General features: G+C 69.7%; 13 protein-coding genes and 1 pseudogene. 10 read left to right on the top strand and 4 right to left on the bottom strand.

Annotated features, from left to right (window positions below; translation table 11 throughout):
- Positions 1–6: 6 nt before the first annotated feature.
- Complete coding sequence (locus tag AB8810_RS04050; RefSeq protein WP_369915634.1) at positions 7–1218, bottom strand: pyridoxal phosphate-dependent aminotransferase; 1212 nt, start codon at positions 1216–1218, stop codon at positions 7–9.
- 208 nt (positions 1219–1426) lie between these two features.
- Here AB8810_RS04050 and AB8810_RS04055 point away from each other — a divergent pair, with 208 nt between their 5' ends.
- From AB8810_RS04055 to hslU, 9 genes and pseudogenes are all read left to right on the top strand, one after another.
- Entirely contained in the window at positions 1427–3514 is a 2088-nt protein-coding gene (locus tag AB8810_RS04055) for a S9 family peptidase (RefSeq protein ID WP_369916617.1), read from the top strand.
- 457 nt (positions 3515–3971) lie between these two features.
- The gene (locus AB8810_RS04060) at positions 3972–4355 is read left to right on the top strand and encodes a YbaN family protein (protein WP_179567427.1); all 384 of its coding nucleotides are present in this window, start codon (positions 3972–3974) and stop codon (positions 4353–4355) included.
- A gap of 100 nt (positions 4356–4455) precedes the next feature.
- Positions 4456–4707, top strand: a complete 252-nt coding sequence (locus tag AB8810_RS04065) for a lipoprotein (protein ID WP_179567425.1) — start codon at positions 4456–4458, stop codon at positions 4705–4707.
- Positions 4700–5554: a diaminopimelate epimerase gene (gene dapF, locus AB8810_RS04070; protein ID WP_206259588.1), complete on the top strand. Its 855-nt coding sequence runs from the start codon at positions 4700–4702 to the stop codon at positions 5552–5554. Before AB8810_RS04065 ends, dapF begins: the two co-directional genes overlap by 8 nt.
- Positions 5551–6222 carry a DUF484 family protein gene (locus tag AB8810_RS04075; RefSeq protein WP_179567421.1) on the top strand — a complete coding sequence of 224 codons (672 nt, stop codon included), beginning with the start codon at positions 5551–5553 and terminating at the stop codon, positions 6220–6222. The genes dapF and AB8810_RS04075 overlap by 4 nt, the downstream gene beginning before the upstream one ends.
- Positions 6219–7193, top strand: a complete 975-nt coding sequence (gene xerC, locus AB8810_RS04080) for a tyrosine recombinase XerC (protein WP_369915635.1) — start codon at positions 6219–6221, stop codon at positions 7191–7193. Before AB8810_RS04075 ends, xerC begins: the two co-directional genes overlap by 4 nt.
- A gap of 115 nt (positions 7194–7308) precedes the next feature.
- A pseudogene (locus AB8810_RS04085) lies at positions 7309–7395 on the top strand (DUF3079 domain-containing protein); the annotation flags it as partial.
- A gap of 186 nt (positions 7396–7581) precedes the next feature.
- A complete protein-coding gene (gene hslV / locus AB8810_RS04090) occupies positions 7582–8133 on the top strand; it encodes an ATP-dependent protease subunit HslV (RefSeq protein WP_003465879.1) in 552 nt (183 codons plus the stop codon).
- Between the two features lie 114 nt (positions 8134–8247).
- On the top strand, positions 8248–9612 hold the full coding sequence (hslU, locus tag AB8810_RS04095) for an ATP-dependent protease ATPase subunit HslU (protein ID WP_369915637.1): 1365 nt from the start codon (positions 8248–8250) through the stop codon (positions 9610–9612).
- A gap of 348 nt (positions 9613–9960) precedes the next feature.
- Here hslU and AB8810_RS04100 read toward each other — a convergent pair whose 3' ends face one another.
- Positions 9961–11325 (bottom strand): DUF2252 domain-containing protein, encoded by a 1365-nt coding sequence (locus AB8810_RS04100; RefSeq protein WP_369915638.1) that lies wholly within the window; start codon positions 11323–11325, stop codon positions 9961–9963.
- Positions 11326–11419: 94 nt separating this feature from the next.
- On the bottom strand, positions 11420–12586 hold the full coding sequence (locus tag AB8810_RS04105) for a DUF1624 domain-containing protein (protein ID WP_369915639.1): 1167 nt from the start codon (positions 12584–12586) through the stop codon (positions 11420–11422).
- Positions 12587–12646: 60 nt separating this feature from the next.
- On the opposite strand from AB8810_RS04105, the gene AB8810_RS04110 reads away from it, so the two are divergent.
- Complete coding sequence (locus AB8810_RS04110; protein ID WP_369915640.1) at positions 12647–14815, top strand: TonB-dependent siderophore receptor; 2169 nt, start codon at positions 12647–12649, stop codon at positions 14813–14815.
- 13 nt (positions 14816–14828) lie between these two features.
- On the opposite strand, the gene AB8810_RS04115 is transcribed toward AB8810_RS04110, so the two are convergent.
- The gene (locus tag AB8810_RS04115; RefSeq protein ID WP_179567409.1) at positions 14829–15284 is read right to left on the bottom strand and encodes a nucleoside deaminase; all 456 of its coding nucleotides are present in this window, start codon (positions 15282–15284) and stop codon (positions 14829–14831) included.
- Positions 15285–15429 lie beyond the last annotated feature (145 nt).

Here is a 15429-nt window from a genome sequence, read left to right on the forward strand (position 1 = left end):
CGCGCGTCAGCGCGACCAGCGCGCCAGCCCGCGCGCGATCCGTGCCACCGCTTCCTGCAACCGCGGCAGGCTCTGCGTGTAGGCGACGCGCACGTGTTGGCGCGCGCGGTGGTGGCCGAAGTCCACGCCCGGGGTGAACGCCAAGTGCTCGGTCTCCAGGAAATGCGCGCAGAACGCCTGCGCGTCGTCGGTGAAGGCGCTCACGTCCGCGTACAGGTAGAACGCGCCCTGCGGTTCCACTTCGATGCGGAAGCCTAGCGCGCGCAGCGCCGGCAGCAGGTAGTCGCGGCGCTGGCCAAATTCGGCGCGGCGCGCTTCCAGGATCTGCAGGGTTTCCGGCAGGAAACAGGCCAGCGCCGCATGCTGGGCGATGCTCGAGGCGCTGATGTACAGGTTTTGCGCCAGCTTCTCCAGCGACGGCACCGCCGCGCGCGGCGCCACCAGCCAGCCCAGGCGCCAGCCGGTCATGCCGAAGTACTTGGAGAAGCTGTTGAGCACGTAGGCGCTGTCGTCGACCTCGAGCACGCTGGGCGCGTCGGTGCCGTAGCTGAGGCCGTGGTAGATCTCGTCGACCACCAGGTGGCCGCCGCGCGCCTGCAGCGCCTGCGCCAGCGCGGCCAGTTCGGCGCGGTCCAGCAGGGTGCCGGTCGGGTTGGCCGGCGAGGCGACCAGTGCGCCGACGCTGTCGGCGTTCCAGTGCGCGTCCAGCAAGGCCGGGGTCAACTGGTAGCGGCTGTCCGGGCCGACCGGCACCAGCTGCGCCGCGCCTTCGACCAAGCGCAGGAAATGCCGGTTGCACGGATAGCCGGGGTCGGCCATCAGCCAGCGCTTGCCCGGATCCACCAGCAGCGCGCTGGCCAGCAGCAGCGCGCCGGAACCGCCGGGGGTGATCATGATCCGCGCCGGGTCCAGGTCCACGTCGTGGCGTTGCCGGTAGAACCCGGCCAGCGCCTCGCGCAGCGCCGGCAACCCGCGCGCGGCGGTGTAGCGGGTGTGGCCCGCGGCTAGCGCGGCCTGGCCGGCGGCGACGATCGGCGCGGCGGTGGTGAAGTCCGGTTCGCCGATCTCCAGGTGGATCACGTCGTGGCCGGCGTGTTCCAGTTCGTTGGCGCGGGCCAGCAGCGCCATCACGTGGAACGGTTCGATGTCGCGGCTGCGTTGGCTGTAGGCGGGCAGCGCGTGCGGCGCGGTACGGGGTTCGGTCGGAAGCGGGTTCATGGCCCGATGATAGAGGAGGGCGGCGCACGAAATCGTTGCGCGCGCTTGCCAGGATGCGGCGTCTCGCGGAGACTCGGCCGGCACCGTGCGGCGCCGCGCCGCATGCCTGCCGTCTCCCGGCCCGGGCGGCGCGTCCTTGCTTGCGTTACTGCCGCCGGAGCCCCATTAGATGCATCACCGTTCCCTGCTAGCGAGCTTTCTGCTGCTCATGACCGCGCCCTTCGCTTCCGCCCTCGCCACCGACGCGACCCCGCCGCATCCGGCCAAGCAGCCGCACACGGTCACCGCGCCGTTCGGCGCCACCCGCCAGGACGACTATTACTGGCTGCGCGACGACAAGCGCGAGAATCCGCAGATGCTGGCGTATCTCAATGCCGAGAACGCCTACGCCGACCAGGTGCTGAAGCCGCTCAAGCCGCTGGAAGACACGCTGTACAAGGAGATCGTCGGCCGCATCAAGCAGGACGACAGCAGCGTGCCGTACCGCGAGCGCGGCTACTGGTACTACACCCGCTTCGAGAGCGGCAAGGACTACCCGGTGCATGCGCGGCGCAAGGGCAGCATGGAGGCGGCGGAGGAAATCCTGCTCGACGTCAACGCGATGGCCGCGGACAAGGGCTATTTCAGCCTGGGCGATGCGGTGGTCAGCCAGGACAACCGCCTGCTGGCGTGGACCGAGGACGACGTCGGCCGCCGCCAGTACGTGGTGCGCTTCAAGAACCTGGACACCGGCGAGATCTACGCCGACCGCGTGCCGGGCGTGTCGCCGGAGGTGGTCTGGGCCGACGACAACAAGACCTTGTTCTACGTCGAGAACGACCCGGAGACCCTGCTCACCGTGCGCGTCAAGAAGCATGTGCTGGGCACGCCGGCCGCGCAGGACGTCCTGGTCTACGAGGAGAAGGACGACAGTTTCTACATGGGCGTGGGCCGTACCCGCGACGACAAGTACATCGTCATCGGCGTGGAGAGCACGGTGTCCTCCGAGCAGCGCTACGCGCCGGCCGCCGACCCGCAGCGCTTCACCGTGCTGGCGCCGCGCGAGCGCGACGTCGAGTACAGCGCCGACCATTTCGACGGGCGCTGGGTGATCCGCACCAACTGGAAGGCCAAGAACTACGCGCTGATGACCGCGCCCGACGGCGCCACCAAGCGCTCGCAGTGGCAGGCCTGGCTGCCCTACGACGAGAAGGTGTTCATCGACGGCTTCGAGCTGTTCGACGGCTTCACCGCGATCGCCGAGCGTTCCGACGGCCTGGAGCGGATCCGCCTGCACTTCGCCGACGGCAAGGAGGACTACGTCAAGGCCGACGAGCCGGCGTATTCGATGGGCCTGTCGGTCAATCCCGAGCCGGACACGCCATGGCTGCGCTACAGCTACACCTCGCTGACCACGCCGGCCACCACCTACGGACTCAACACCCGCACCGGCGAGCGCAAGCTGCTCAAGCAGCAGCCGGTGATCGGCTACGACGCCGACAAGTACCAGACCGAGCGCGTGTGGGTGACCGCGCGCGACGGGGTCAAGGTGCCGGTGTCGCTGGTGTACCGGAAGGGCTTCAAGAAGGACGGCACCGCGGCGCTGTACCAGTACGCCTACGGCAGCTACGGCATGTCCACCGATCCCAACTTCAACCTGCCGGTGGTCAGCCTGCTCGACCGCGGCGTGGTCTACGCCATCGCGCACATCCGCGGCGGCCAGGAGATGGGCCGCGACTGGTACGACCAGGGCAAGCTGCTCAACAAGAAGAACACCTTCACCGACTTCATCGACGTCACCCGCGGCCTGGTCAAGCTGGGCTATGCGGCGCCGGACCGCGTCGCCGCGGCCGGCGGCAGCGCCGGCGGCCTGCTGATGGGCGCGGTGGCGAACATGGCGCCGCAGGATTACCGGGTGCTGGTGGCGCAGGTGCCGTTCGTCGACGTGGTCACCACCATGCTCGACCCGAGCATTCCGCTGACCACCAACGAATACGACGAGTGGGGCAATCCGGAGCAGAAGCAGTACTACGACTACATGCTCGGCTATTCGCCGTACGACAACGTCACCCGCCAGGCGTATCCGGCGCTGTTCGTCGGCACCGGCCTGTGGGATTCGCAGGTGCAGTACTGGGAGCCGGCGAAGTGGGTGGCCAAGTTGCGCGACGACAACACCGGCACCCGCCCGATCGTGTTCCGGGTCAACATGGAAGCCGGCCACGGCGGCAAGTCCGGGCGCTTCCGCCGCTATCGCGAGCAGGCCGAGTCGTACGCGTTCATGCTCGACCAGCTGGGTGTGGAGCAGGCGGCGAAGTAGCGCCGGCTGGTCTGGCATCCTGTCGCGGCTGAAGCCGCTCCTACAGTGTACCCGGCCGGTGCGCCGCAAGCGTTCTTTAGGACCGGCTTCAGCCACGACGGTTCCCCAGGTCAGCCAGGCTTCCGGCTTGGCTCGTCGCGACTGAAGTCGCTCCCACAGTTGAAGTCGCTCCCACAGTGGCGTGCGCTCGGCTGGCTGGGTGCACTGTAGGAGCGGCTTCAGCCGCGACCACGAGGTTCCGGAGCCGGCCCGGTTTCCGGCTTCGTTCGTCGCGACTGACGTCGCTCCTACAAGAGGCCGCTGCGGCGAGTGCCGGTGGGTGCACCGTGGGAGGGACTTCAGTCCCGACGGCATCCAGCTTCGGCCAGCGCGCTGCGTCGTTCCGGGCGCACGAAGCGACGGCGCCCGGCACCGCGAGGTCCGCGTCGCCATCCGGCCGCGGCTTTATCATGCGCCGATGGAACCCCCTTCCCGTTTCCGCTGGGCCTGGTGGCTGCTGGCCTACGTCAGCCTGGCGACGGGCATCGTCGGCATCTTCGTGCCGGGCTTGCCGACCACGGTGTTCGTGCTGATCTCGGCCTATGCCGCCTCGCGCGGCTCCGAGCGCCTGCGCCGGCGGTTGCTGGAGGATCCGCGTTTCGGCGCCAGCATCCGCGACTGGGAAGCGCACGGTGCGGTCAGCCGCCGCGGCAAGTGGATGGCCACGCTGACCATGGCGGTGTGTGCGCTGGTGCTGCTGCTGTTCGTGCACACGCCATGGGTGCAGGTGGTGGCGATCGGCTGCATGAGCTGCGTGGCGCTGTGGCTGTGGCTGCGCCCGGAGCCGCCGCCGCGCGATTGAAGCGGGAGCGCGCGTCTGCATGGGCCCAGGCGTGGCTGCGCCTGGCCGCAGCGTGGCAGGCGGCACAGCCGGTTCATGCCCTTCTGGCTATACTCGGCGCATGAGCACATCGTTCCGTCATCCGATCCGTATCGCCCTGTTCGGCGCCGCCCTGCTGGCGCTGTCCGGGTGCGGCAACAAGGGCCCGCTGGTGATGCCGCAGAAGCCGGTTCCGGTGGAAGCCGCACCGGCCGCCGCGCCCGACGCGACGCCGCCCGCCACCACCGATCCGGCCGGCCAGGCGCAGCCGGTCGATGGCCAGCAGAAGCCGGCCGACGACACCAGCACCACGCCCACCGATGGGAATGAGTGAGGCCAGCGTCGCGGCGCGCCTGCGCTTTTCCAAGATGCAGGGCGCGGGCAACGATTTCGTGGTGCTCGACCTGCGCGACGGCACCCCGCCGCCGGACGCCGCGTTGGCGGTGCGCCTGGCCGATCGCCATTTCGGCGTCGGCTGCGACCAGCTGCTGACCATCGAGGCGCCGCGCACTGCCGAGGCGGTGGCCAGCTACCGGATCTGGAATACCGACGGCAGCCTGGCCGGACAGTGCGGCAACGGCGCGCGCTGCGTCGCCGCCTGGCTGGTGCGCGACGGCGTCGCCGGCAGCGATCCGTTCGTCATCGACAGTCCGTTCGCCTCGCATCGCATCGAACGCGGCGCCGACGGCCAGTTCGCGGTGGCGATGGGCGTGCCGCGCTTCGCCCCGGAGGACGTGCCGCTGATCGGCTTCCCGCGCATGCGCGAGGAGTATGTGCTGCCGCTGCAAGGCGGCAGCGTGCGCTTCGGCGCGGTGTCGATGGGCAATCCGCATGCGGTGCTGGAAGTGGGCCTGGTCGATGCGGCGCCGCTCGAACGGCTGGGGCCGTTGCTGCAGCAGCACGCGTCGTTTCCCGATTCGGTCAACGTCGGCTTCGCCCAGGTGATCGACCGCGGCCATGTGCGCCTGCGTGTGTACGAGCGCGGCGTCGGCGAGACCCTCGCCTGCGGCAGCGGCGCCTGCGCGGCCGCGGCGGTGCTGATCCAGCGCGGCCGCGTGGACCGCGACGTGCGCGTGGTGCTGCCCGGCGGCGAGCTGCGCATCCGCTGGCCGCACGACGCGGCGCCGGTGGTGATGTCCGGGCCGGCCGCATTCGTTTTCGATGGGGAGTGGATCCGATGAGCGAGACCCAGGACAAGATCGGCGCGCACGAAATCGCCGCATGGCTGCGCCGCCATCCGGCGTTCCTGAAACAGTTCCCCGACCTGGCATTGACCCTGGTGGTGCCGCGCGACGACGGCCCGACCGCGTCGCTGGCGAGCTATCAGCTGGAAGTGCTGCGCGACAAGAACCGCGAGCTGTCGCGGCGCCTGTCCGAGCTGGCCGGCAATGCCCAGGTCAACGAGCGCCTGGCGGTGCGGACCCATCAGCTGACCCTGGCGCTGATGCGGCAGACCAGTGCCGCCGACAGCGTGCGCGCGATGGCCGCGTCGCTGCAGGAGGATTTCCAGGGCGACCTGGTCAGCATCGTGCTGCTGCGGCCGTTGCCCGGGCTGGAGCAGGCGCCGTGGCTGCAGATCCTGGCGCAGGACGATCCGCGGCTGGCGCCGTTTCGCGACTGCCTGAAGGACGGCGAGCCGATCTGCGGCCGCCTGCAGCCGGAAAAGCAGGCGCTGCTGTACGCCGAGCGCGTCGAGGACGTGCAGTCCACCGCGCTGCTGCCGTTGCCGGGCGTGGGCCTGCTCGCGGTCGGCAGCCGCGATCCGAACCGCTTCTATCCCGGCATGGGCACCTTGTTCCTGCGCATGATGGGCGAGTCGCTGACGGTGGCGCTGCAGCGCTTCGCATGAAGGCCGGGACGCGGGACGCGGGACGCGGGACTCGGAAAAAGCGCGCCGACGCGCGCGCCGATGCGTCGGCTGTCGATGCCGAATCCCCAATCCCGAATCCCCAATCCCGGTTCCTCAGCTATCTGCAAGTCGAACGGCGCATGTCCGCGCACACGCTGGATGCGTACCGCCGCGACCTCGCCGCGCTGGCGGCCTGGGCGGCGGACAATGCCGGGGTCGACATCGCCGCGCTCGGCGCCGAGCAGCTGCGCCATTTCATCGCCGCCGAGCACCGCCGCGGGCTGTCGCCGAAGAGCCTGCAGCGGCGCCTGTCGGCGTGCCGCAGTTTCTATGCGTGGTTGCTCAAGCATGGGCAGATCGCGGCCAGTCCGGCCGCCGCGCTGCGTGCGCCGAAGGCGCCGCGCAAGCTGCCGCAGGTACTGGACGCGGACGAGGCGGTGCGCCTGGTCGAAGTGCCGACCGACGTGCCGCTGGGCCTGCGCGACCGCGCACTGCTGGAACTGTTCTATTCCTCCGGGCTGCGCCTGAGCGAGCTGTGCGCGCTGCGCTGGCGCGACCTGGATTTCGCCAGCGGCCTGGTCCGCGTGCTCGGCAAGGGCAACAAGCAGCGGCTGGTGCCGGTCGGCTCGCACGCGCGCAAGGCGCTGCTGGAATGGCAGGCGGAAACCAAGGCGGCGGCCGAGGCGCCTGTTTTTCCGGGCCGCGGCGGCGCGCCGATCGGCGCGCGCGCGGTGCAGATCCGGATCAAGCAGCTGGCCGGGCGCCAAGGCCTGTTCAAGCACGTGCACCCGCACATGCTGCGGCACAGCTTCGCCAGCCACATCCTCGAATCCTCCGGCGACCTGCGCGGTGTCCAGGAGCTGCTCGGCCACGCCGACATCGCCACCACGCAGATCTACACCCACCTGGATTTCCAGCATCTGGCCAAGGTCTACGACGCCGCGCACCCGCGCGCCAGGCGCAAGTCGTGACCGGCTGAACGCACGGACGCGGTAAGTCCGTCCGTTCGCGCGCTTGTTCTGGATCAAGGCGCGCGCCGCTGCGGGCGGGAACACTGTCCGCCGGAACATGCAGCGAGGCAGGTCGATGGCGAAACCCTTTCCGTTGCAACCCGCACATCCCGAGCGGATCTGTTGGGGGTGCGACCGCTACTGCGCGGCGGCGGACCTGGCGTGCGGCAACGGCTCCGGACGCGTCATGCATCCGATCGAATTGCAGGGCGAGGACTGGTACCTGCTGTGGGGCATCGAGCCGGAGCCCGAGCATCCGGGCCGCGCGAAGATCGGCGGCGATCGGCAAACCCATGCTTGAACCGGCCGCGGCATGCCCCCACACCTGAAGAACCGCTCAGGAGGCCGCATGGACCCCAGTCAGAATCCCAACGTTTTCCACGCCACCACGATCCTGTCGGTGCGCCGCAACGGCCATGTCGCCGTGGCCGGCGATGGTCAGGTGACGCTGGGCCATACCGTGATGAAGGGCAATGCGCGCAAGGTGCGCCGGCTCGGCCGCGACGGCCAGGTGCTGGCCGGCTTCGCCGGCGCCGCCGCCGATGCGTTCACCCTGTTCGAACTGTTCGAGGCCAAGCTCGAGAAGCACGGCCAGCTGACCCGCGCGGCGGTGGAACTGGCCAAGGACTGGCGCACCGAACGCCGCCTGGGCAAGCTCGAGGCGTTGCTGGCGGTGGCCGACAAGGAAACCTCGCTGATCATCAGCGGCACCGGCGACGTGATCGAGCCGGAGGACGGCATCATCGCGATCGGCTCCGGCGGCTCCTACGCGCTGTCGGCGGCGCGCGCGCTGCTCGGCCACACCGAACTGGACGCCAAGACCATCGCGGTCGAAGCGCTGAACATCGCCGGCGACATCTGCATCTATACCAATCGCAACGTGGTGGTCGAAGAGCTGTGAATCGGGAATGGGGAATCGGGAATCGCAACGGCGGTTCCTGTCTCCGTTGCCGATGACGCCTGCTCTTCCCATTCCCGATTCTCCATTCCCCATTCCCTCTTCGATTTCCCGACCATGACCGATACCCATAGCACCATGACCCCGCGCGAAATCGTGCAGGAGCTGGACCGCCACATCGTCGGCCAGCAAGACGCCAAGCGCGCGGTGGCGATCGCGCTGCGCAACCGCTGGCGGCGCATGCAGCTGCCCGATGCGCTGCGCAACGAAGTGATGCCCAAGAACATCCTGATGATCGGCCCCACCGGCGTCGGCAAGACCGAGATCGCGCGGCGCCTGGCGACGCTGGCCAACGCGCCGTTCGTCAAGGTCGAGGCCACCCGTTTCACCGAGGTCGGCTACGTCGGCAAGGACGTGGAGCAGATCGTGCGCGACCTGGCCGACACCGCGGTCAAGCTGTATCGCGAACAGGCCAAGACCCGCGTGCGCACCCAGGCCGAGGAGCGCGCCGAAGACCGCATCCTCGACGCGCTGCTGCCACGGCGCAGCGCCGGCATCGGCTTCGATCCGGAAGCCGCGCGCAACGAGCCCTCGGCGCAGGACAACGACACCCGCAGCAAGTTCCGGCGCATGCTGCGCGCCGGCGAACTGGACGAGCGCGAGATCGAGCTGGACGTGGCGGTCAACGTCAGCATGGACATCATGACCCCGCCGGGCATGGAGGAAATGGGTCAGCAACTGCGGCAGATGTTCTCCAACCTGGGCGGCAGCAAGTCGCAGTCGCGCAAGCTGACGATCAAGGCGGCGCGGCCGTTGCTGATCGAGGAAGAGGCGGGCAAGCTGGTCAACGAGGAAGACGTGCGCGCCGCGGCGATCGAGGCCTGCGAGCAGCACGGCATCGTGTTCATCGACGAGATCGACAAGGTCGCCAAGCGCGGCGAGGCCGGGTCGTCCGGCGGCGACGTGTCGCGCGAAGGCGTGCAGCGCGACCTGCTGCCGCTGGTCGAAGGCTCCAACGTCAGCACCAAGTACGGCACGGTCAAGACCGACCATATCCTGTTCATCGCCTCGGGCGCGTTCCACCTGGCCAAGCCCAGCGACCTGATCCCGGAGCTGCAGGGCCGCTTCCCGATCCGCGTGGAACTGTCGGCGCTGTCCAAGGACGATTTCATCCGCATCCTCACCGAGCCCAAGGCGGCGCTGAGCAAGCAGTACGAAGCGCTGCTGCTGACCGAAGGCGTGACCCTGAGCTTCACCGAGGATGCGATCGACCGCCTCGCCGAGATCGCGTTCCTGGTCAACGAGCGCCAGGAGAACATCGGCGCGCGGCGCCTGCACACGGTGCTCGAGCGCCTGCTCGATACGTTGAGCTTCGAGGCGCCGGATCGCGACGGCCAGAGCGTCGTCGTCGATGCCGCCTACGTCAACACGCACCTGGGCGAGCTGGTGCAGGATCCGGATCTGAGCCGTTACATCCTGTAACTCCGGCGTGCCGGCTGGGCGCAGGCGAGCCTGCGCCGCAGTGCGCGCAACTGCTTGCTTGCGGTCGGTACAGTTGTGGGAGCGACTTCAGTCGCGACGGGCTTTCCCGGGAAAGCTGCGTCGCGACTGAAGTCGCTCCCACAGAATTCATCTGCAAACCGGAGATGCAAGAACGCACGCCTCGCAGCGCGACGGCGCTGCTGGCTGGTATGCGGCCACGAATGCCTGCCAGGCGTCGGTCTCCGGAACCCTGTAGGAGCGGCTTCAGCCGCGACCGGGCATCACCGGTAACGCCCGGTCGCGGCTGAAGCCGCTCCTACAGGGTTCGTGGCGGTGCCCCCCCCACGCTCAGTACAGCGGCGTCCCCGCCTGGTACGCAGCCACGAATCCCTGCCAGTCCAGCTGCACCTGCGCCGCATAGTCGAACGCGAACTGGCGCAGTTCCGACTTCAATCCGCTCTTGCTGCTGGCCGCGGCATCGATCTGCTTGTCGATGCTGTAGCTCACCACCGCCGGATCGTAGTCCTGGTCGGACAGCGCGTGCGCCGAGGCCAGCGCCTGGCCCAGGTAGGTGGCGGCGGTGGTCAGCTTGCCGGCGCTGCTCAGCGCGGTCGGGTCCAGGTCTTCCTGGAACGGCGATTTCTCGTGCACGTAGAACGGCACGCCGGCGACGCTGGCGTAGCCGATCAGCACGTCGGCATCCAGGGTCTGCGCCTTGGCGGTGCGCGCCACGCGCTCGCCTTCGTGGTTGTCGTAGCTGGAGGCGGGCATCTGCGACGGCGCGGCGACGGCGACCACGCTGGCCGCTTCCTGCTTCCATTCCAGGATCACGTCGTCGCCGGTCGAACTGCTCGCGCCTTCGACCAGCACGTACAGGCGCTGCCGGCCCAGGCTGCCGGTGCCCGAGCCGAGCTTCTGGCGCACGTCCTTGATCGTGTAGTAGCTGGTCGCATAGCGCTTGGATGCCGCGATCGACGCCACATAGCCGTTCATCGCGCTGGCGACCGCCGCGTAGGTGGCGCTGTCCACCGCGACCAGGTTGTCCAGATTCTGGAACGTGCGCTTGCCGCCGCTGACCGCGGTGTATTTGCCGAGCAGGCTGCTGCGGCTCTTGCTGTCGGCGCTGTCGATGGCCTTGGCCACCACGCCGCTGGTGTTGCTCTTGGCCAGCTGGAAACTCTTCTCGGCGTCGCTGCCCTTGAAGTCGCCGATCTTGTCCAGGTAGGCGCCGACCATGGTCTCGATCGCGCTGCCGATGTCGCTGTCGGACAGGCCGTTGTCGCGCCCGGCCAGGACCATGCTCGCCGCCAGCCGGCGCAGGTCCCACACGTACTGGCCGAGATGGCCTTCGTCGAAGTCGGCGACCTTGAACACCGCCTTGCCGCTGCTGTCGCGCGCGGCGTCGAAGTTGCCGATGTGGGTGTCGCCGCCGAGCCAGGTGTAGCCGGTCTGCGGGCTGGTCCACAGCGAGGCCGGCAGGGTCTTCATGTCCTGGTAGAACAGATGGTCGGTGCCGCGATAGAACGCGTAGGCGCTGCCGGCCATCGTCGCCATCTTGGTGTCCAGCTCGGCCTGCTGCGCCGCATAGGGATGGTTGTAGTCGTGGATCTGCTGCACCACCCAGGCGTCGCGCTGGCTCGCGGCGGTGGCGCAGCCGGCGGTGGCGGCGAGGATCAGGCCGATCAGCAGCAGGCGCGGCAGGCGGGTGGGCATCGCAGGTCTCCAGGCGCGGACAGGGCGACCAGTCGAGCATGCCGGCATTGCACGGCGATGAATCCGGGGCCGGGCCGGCCCGGCGCGGGCATCGCTACAGATAGCGCAGCCAGGCCAGGTCGCGCCGGCGCGCCTTCAGTCGCGCGAACGCCGCCACCGGCCAGTACAGCGCCACGCCCAACACCGCGGCGATCGCCCACAGCGCCGCGACACTGTCCACGCCGAACAATGCGCCGTGGTTCGCCCCCCAATACGCCAGCGCTGCCAGGTACAGCAGCCTCAGCACGTACAGATGCAGCAGGTAGAAGAACATCGGCGCCGCGCCGATCACGGCCAGCGGCGCCAGCGCCCGCGCCAGCCGCGGTTGTTCGTACAGGCGCAGCAACAGCAGGCCCACGCCCAGGGTCAGCAGCAGGAACAGCAACGACGGCGGGTACTTGGTCAGGTTGAAGAAGCTCATCGCGGTGTGCACCACGTCGGCCTGGTCGCGCCAGGGCGCATCGCCGTAGCCGTTGTGCCAGCGCAGCAGGTGGAACAGCGCCAGTGCGCCGAGGCCGCAGGCCAGCAGGCGCTGCCGGCGTTGCGCCGGCGCGGTGCCGGCGCCGTACCAGGGGCCGGCCGCATAGCCCAGCGCGATCACCCCGATCCACGGCAGCAACGGATACGAGGTGCGCACGCGCATTTCGCCCAGTTGCAGCCAGCTGCGATCGTGCAGCACGGCCCAGGCCGTGGCCAGCGGACCGTCGCCGGGCACATGCACGCTATCGAGCAGGTTGTGCCCGGCCACCAGCGCCACGCCGAGCAGTGCCAGCAGCGGACGTGGCAGCCACAGCAACGCCGCCAGCGCCAGCATGCTCAGCCCGATCGCCCAGATCACCTGCAGGTACAGCACCTGCGGTGGGAACGAGAGGGTCCAGGCGAAGTTGACCAGGGTCAGTTCCAGCACGATCAGGAACAGCCCGCGCTTGAGCAGGAACGCCGCCGCTGCCTTGCGGCCATGCGGCTGCCGCGCCGCATACAGCCACGCCGACAGCCCGGTCAGGAACACGAACACCGGCGCACACAGGTGCGCCAGCACGCGCGCCACGAACAGCGCCGGGGCGGTGGTTTCCACGTCCACCGGATCGCCGATCGGGTGGTGCAGGTAGAACGTCTCGCGCACGTGGTCGAGCAGCATCAGCGACATCACGGTGCCGCGCAGCAGATCGATCGAGGCCAGGCGCGAGGAGGTGGGGGAAAGAGCGGGGGAAGCGGAAGACATGCGCTGCGGTTCGTGTCAGTATTGAAATAATATAACATTTCTTTTTGGGTGCTTCGCTCCATGTCGCCACGTTCGCCGCAGTCGCTGTCCTTCGTCGCCGCCTTGCTGGCCGGCCTGAGTGCCGGTCCGGCCGATGCCGATGCGGTGCTCGACGCCGCGTCCGAGCCCGCCGAACTGGACACGGTGCGCGTGGTCGGGCGCCGCGATTCGGGCACCTACTACGCCGATGCCACCCAGGGCAGCAAGACCGAGCTGAGCCTGCGCCAGCTGCCGCAATCGGTGCGGGTGCTGCCGCGGCAGGCGATCGACGACCTCGGTGCGACACATCTGGACGGCACCCTGGACTACGTCGGCGGCATCTCGCGGCAGAACGGCTTCGGCGGGCTGTGGGACAACTTCGCGGTGCGCGGCCTGCCCGGCAACGAGAACACCGGCAGCGCGACCCTGCTCAACGGCCTGGCCGGCAACCGCGGCTACAACGCGCCGCGCGACACCGCCAACATCGAGGCGATCGAGTTCCTGAAAGGGCCGGCCGCCGCGCTGTACGGCAGCAGCGAGCCCGGCGGCACGCTCAACATCGTCACCAAGCTGCCGCAGTGGCGGCCGGCGACCGCGCTGGAACTGTCCGCCGGCAGCCACGACGCCTACCGCGTCGCGGCCGACAGCACCGGGCCGCTGGGCGACAGCGTCGCCTACCGGCTCAACCTCGCCGCCGAGGACAGGCACAGCTTCCGCGACGTCGTGCGCACGCAGCGCCGTTTTCTCGCGCCGGCGCTGACCTGGCGCCTGGGGGAGGCCACCACGCTGGACTACAACGGCGAATGGCTGCGCCACCGCGCGCCGCTGGACCGCGGCGTGGTCGCGGTGCGCGGCGACCTGCGCGCGCTGCCGCGTTCGCGCTTCCTCGGCGAGCCGGGCGATGGCGACGTGCAGGTCGAGAACCGCAATCACCAGCTGCTGCTGCGGCATGCGTTCTCCGACACATGGAGCGGGCTGCTCGCCGCGTCGCGGCGCGACGCCAGCCTGCGCGGCTACTCCACCGAACCCAGTGCGGTGCAGGCCGATGCGCGCACGCTGTGGCGGCAGCGGCGCTGGCGCGACTTCGCCTCGCGCGACAGCGCGCTGCAGGCCGAACTGCGCGGCCAGGTGCGCAGCGGGACCCGGCGCCACGACCTGCTGGTCGGCATGGAGGCCTACGACTTCGTGCTCGATCAACGCATGCTGCGGGTCCGCCCCAGCGCCGCCGCACCGTATGCGCTGGACCTGTTCGCGCCGGTCTACGGCCAGGCGCCGCCGACGCCGCTGCCGTTCGTCGATACCCACGAGCGCCAGCGCAACCTGGCGCTGTACCTGCAGGATGCGGTGGCGTTGAACGCGCAGTGGACGCTGCTGCTCGGCCTGCGCCACGACCGCTACCGGCAGGCGCTGGAGGATCGCCGCAGCGGCGGCCGCTACGCGCAGACCCCGGCCAGGACCACGCCGCGCATCGGGCTGAGCTACGCGCCGGGCGAGCAGTGGTCGTGGTACGTCAACGCGGGGCGTTCGTTCCGCCCCAACAACGGCTCCGACGTCTGGTACGGCACCGGCACCAGCACCACGCCGGCGCCGGAAACCGGCCGCGCGCTGGAACTGGGCGGCAAGTGGCAGGCGCGCGACGGCCGCCTCGGCGGCACCCTGGCGCTGTACGAGATCGTCAAGGACAACGTGCTCACCGGCGATCCGCGCAATCCGGGCAACCAGATCGCCGCCGGCCGCGTGCGCAGCCGCGGCGCCGAGGCCGATCTGTCCGGCCAACTGAGCGCGCACTGGCGGCTCAACGCCAGCGCGTCGTGGAACCGGGTGCAGGTGCTGCGCGACAACACGCTGCAGGTCGGCGGCAGCCTGATCAACGTGCCCAAGCTCAACGGCAGCGTGCTGGCGGTGCACGAGACGCCGCTGCCCGGCGGTGGCCTGCTCGGCCTCGGCGGCGGCATCACCCATACCGGTGCGCGGTTGGCCGAGGCCTACACCCAGGCGCAGGCCGACGCCGGTATCGCACCGGCGCGGTTGCCGGCCTACACCGTGGCCAAGCTGCTGGCGTACTGGCGCATCGACGACCGGCTGCGCGTGTCGCTGGACGTGGACAACGTGTTCGACCGGACCTACTACACCAGTTCGGTCGCGGCGACGCCGTGGGTGGCGGTGGGCGCGGCGCGCACGGTCAGCGCCGGCGTGCAGTACCGGTTCTGAGCGCGGCGGCGCTTCAGTCCTCGCCGATGTCCTCGTTCCACACGTCCGGATTGGCCGCGATGTAGCCGCCGAGCAGGTCGATGCATTCCTGGCTGTGCAGGTCGATCACGGTGACCCCGCTGTCGCGCAGCCAGTCGATGCCGCCCTGGAAGGTCACCGATTCGCCGACCACCACGGTGCCGATGTTGAACTGCCGCACCAGGCCGCTGCAGTACCAGCACGGCGCCAGCGTGGTGACCATGATGGTGTCCTTGTAGCGGCGCTGGCGCCCGGCCTTGCGGAACGCATCGGTCTCGCCGTGCACCGACGGGTCGCCTTCCTGCACGCGGCGGTTGTGGCCGCAGCCGAGCAGGCGGCCGTCGTTGTGGTACAGCGCCGCGCCGATCGGGATGCCGCCCTCGGCCAGGCCCTGGCGGGCCTCGGCGATGGCGGTGTCGAGCAGGGCGCGGTAGTCGGGCGTGGCGATCATCGGATGCGTTCCTTGGCGGGAGAGCGCCATAGTGCGCATGGCGGCGCGGGCTGTCATCACCGCAAGCCGGGCGTGGGGCAGGGCGCCTGCGGCGGCGGCGTCGTTGCGAGCGCCGGCCCGCGCGCCGCATCAGCGTTCCGGCGGC

Origin of the sequence: Xanthomonas sp. NCPPB 3005, from assembly GCF_041228095.2 — a bacterium.
Classification (GTDB): Bacteria; Pseudomonadota; Gammaproteobacteria; order Xanthomonadales; family Xanthomonadaceae; genus Xanthomonas_A; species Xanthomonas_A bonasiae.

Bases quoted from the DNA above. Each gene is read 5' to 3' on its own strand.
- hslU (WP_369915637.1), top strand. From the start codon at position 8,248: ATGACCGATACCCATAGCACCATGACCCCGCGCGAAATCGTGCAGGAG.
- AB8810_RS04055 (WP_369916617.1), top strand. From the start codon at position 1,427: ATGACCGCGCCCTTCGCTTCCGCCCTCGCCACCGACGCGACCCCGCCG.
- AB8810_RS04105 (WP_369915639.1), bottom strand. From the start codon at position 12,586: ATGTCTTCCGCTTCCCCCGCTCTTTCCCCCACCTCCTCGCGCCTGGCC.
- dapF (WP_206259588.1), top strand. From the start codon at position 4,700: ATGAGTGAGGCCAGCGTCGCGGCGCGCCTGCGCTTTTCCAAGATGCAG.
- xerC (WP_369915635.1), top strand. From the start codon at position 6,219: ATGAAGGCCGGGACGCGGGACGCGGGACGCGGGACTCGGAAAAAGCGC.
- AB8810_RS04060 (WP_179567427.1), top strand. From the start codon at position 3,972: ATGGAACCCCCTTCCCGTTTCCGCTGGGCCTGGTGGCTGCTGGCCTAC.
- AB8810_RS04115 (WP_179567409.1), bottom strand. From the start codon at position 15,284: ATGATCGCCACGCCCGACTACCGCGCCCTGCTCGACACCGCCATCGCC.
- AB8810_RS04100 (WP_369915638.1), bottom strand. From the start codon at position 11,325: ATGCCCACCCGCCTGCCGCGCCTGCTGCTGATCGGCCTGATCCTCGCC.
- AB8810_RS04075 (WP_179567421.1), top strand. From the start codon at position 5,551: ATGAGCGAGACCCAGGACAAGATCGGCGCGCACGAAATCGCCGCATGG.
- hslV (WP_003465879.1), top strand. From the start codon at position 7,582: ATGGACCCCAGTCAGAATCCCAACGTTTTCCACGCCACCACGATCCTG.
- AB8810_RS04065 (WP_179567425.1), top strand. From the start codon at position 4,456: ATGAGCACATCGTTCCGTCATCCGATCCGTATCGCCCTGTTCGGCGCC.
- AB8810_RS04050 (WP_369915634.1), bottom strand. From the start codon at position 1,218: ATGAACCCGCTTCCGACCGAACCCCGTACCGCGCCGCACGCGCTGCCC.
- AB8810_RS04110 (WP_369915640.1), top strand. From the start codon at position 12,647: ATGTCGCCACGTTCGCCGCAGTCGCTGTCCTTCGTCGCCGCCTTGCTG.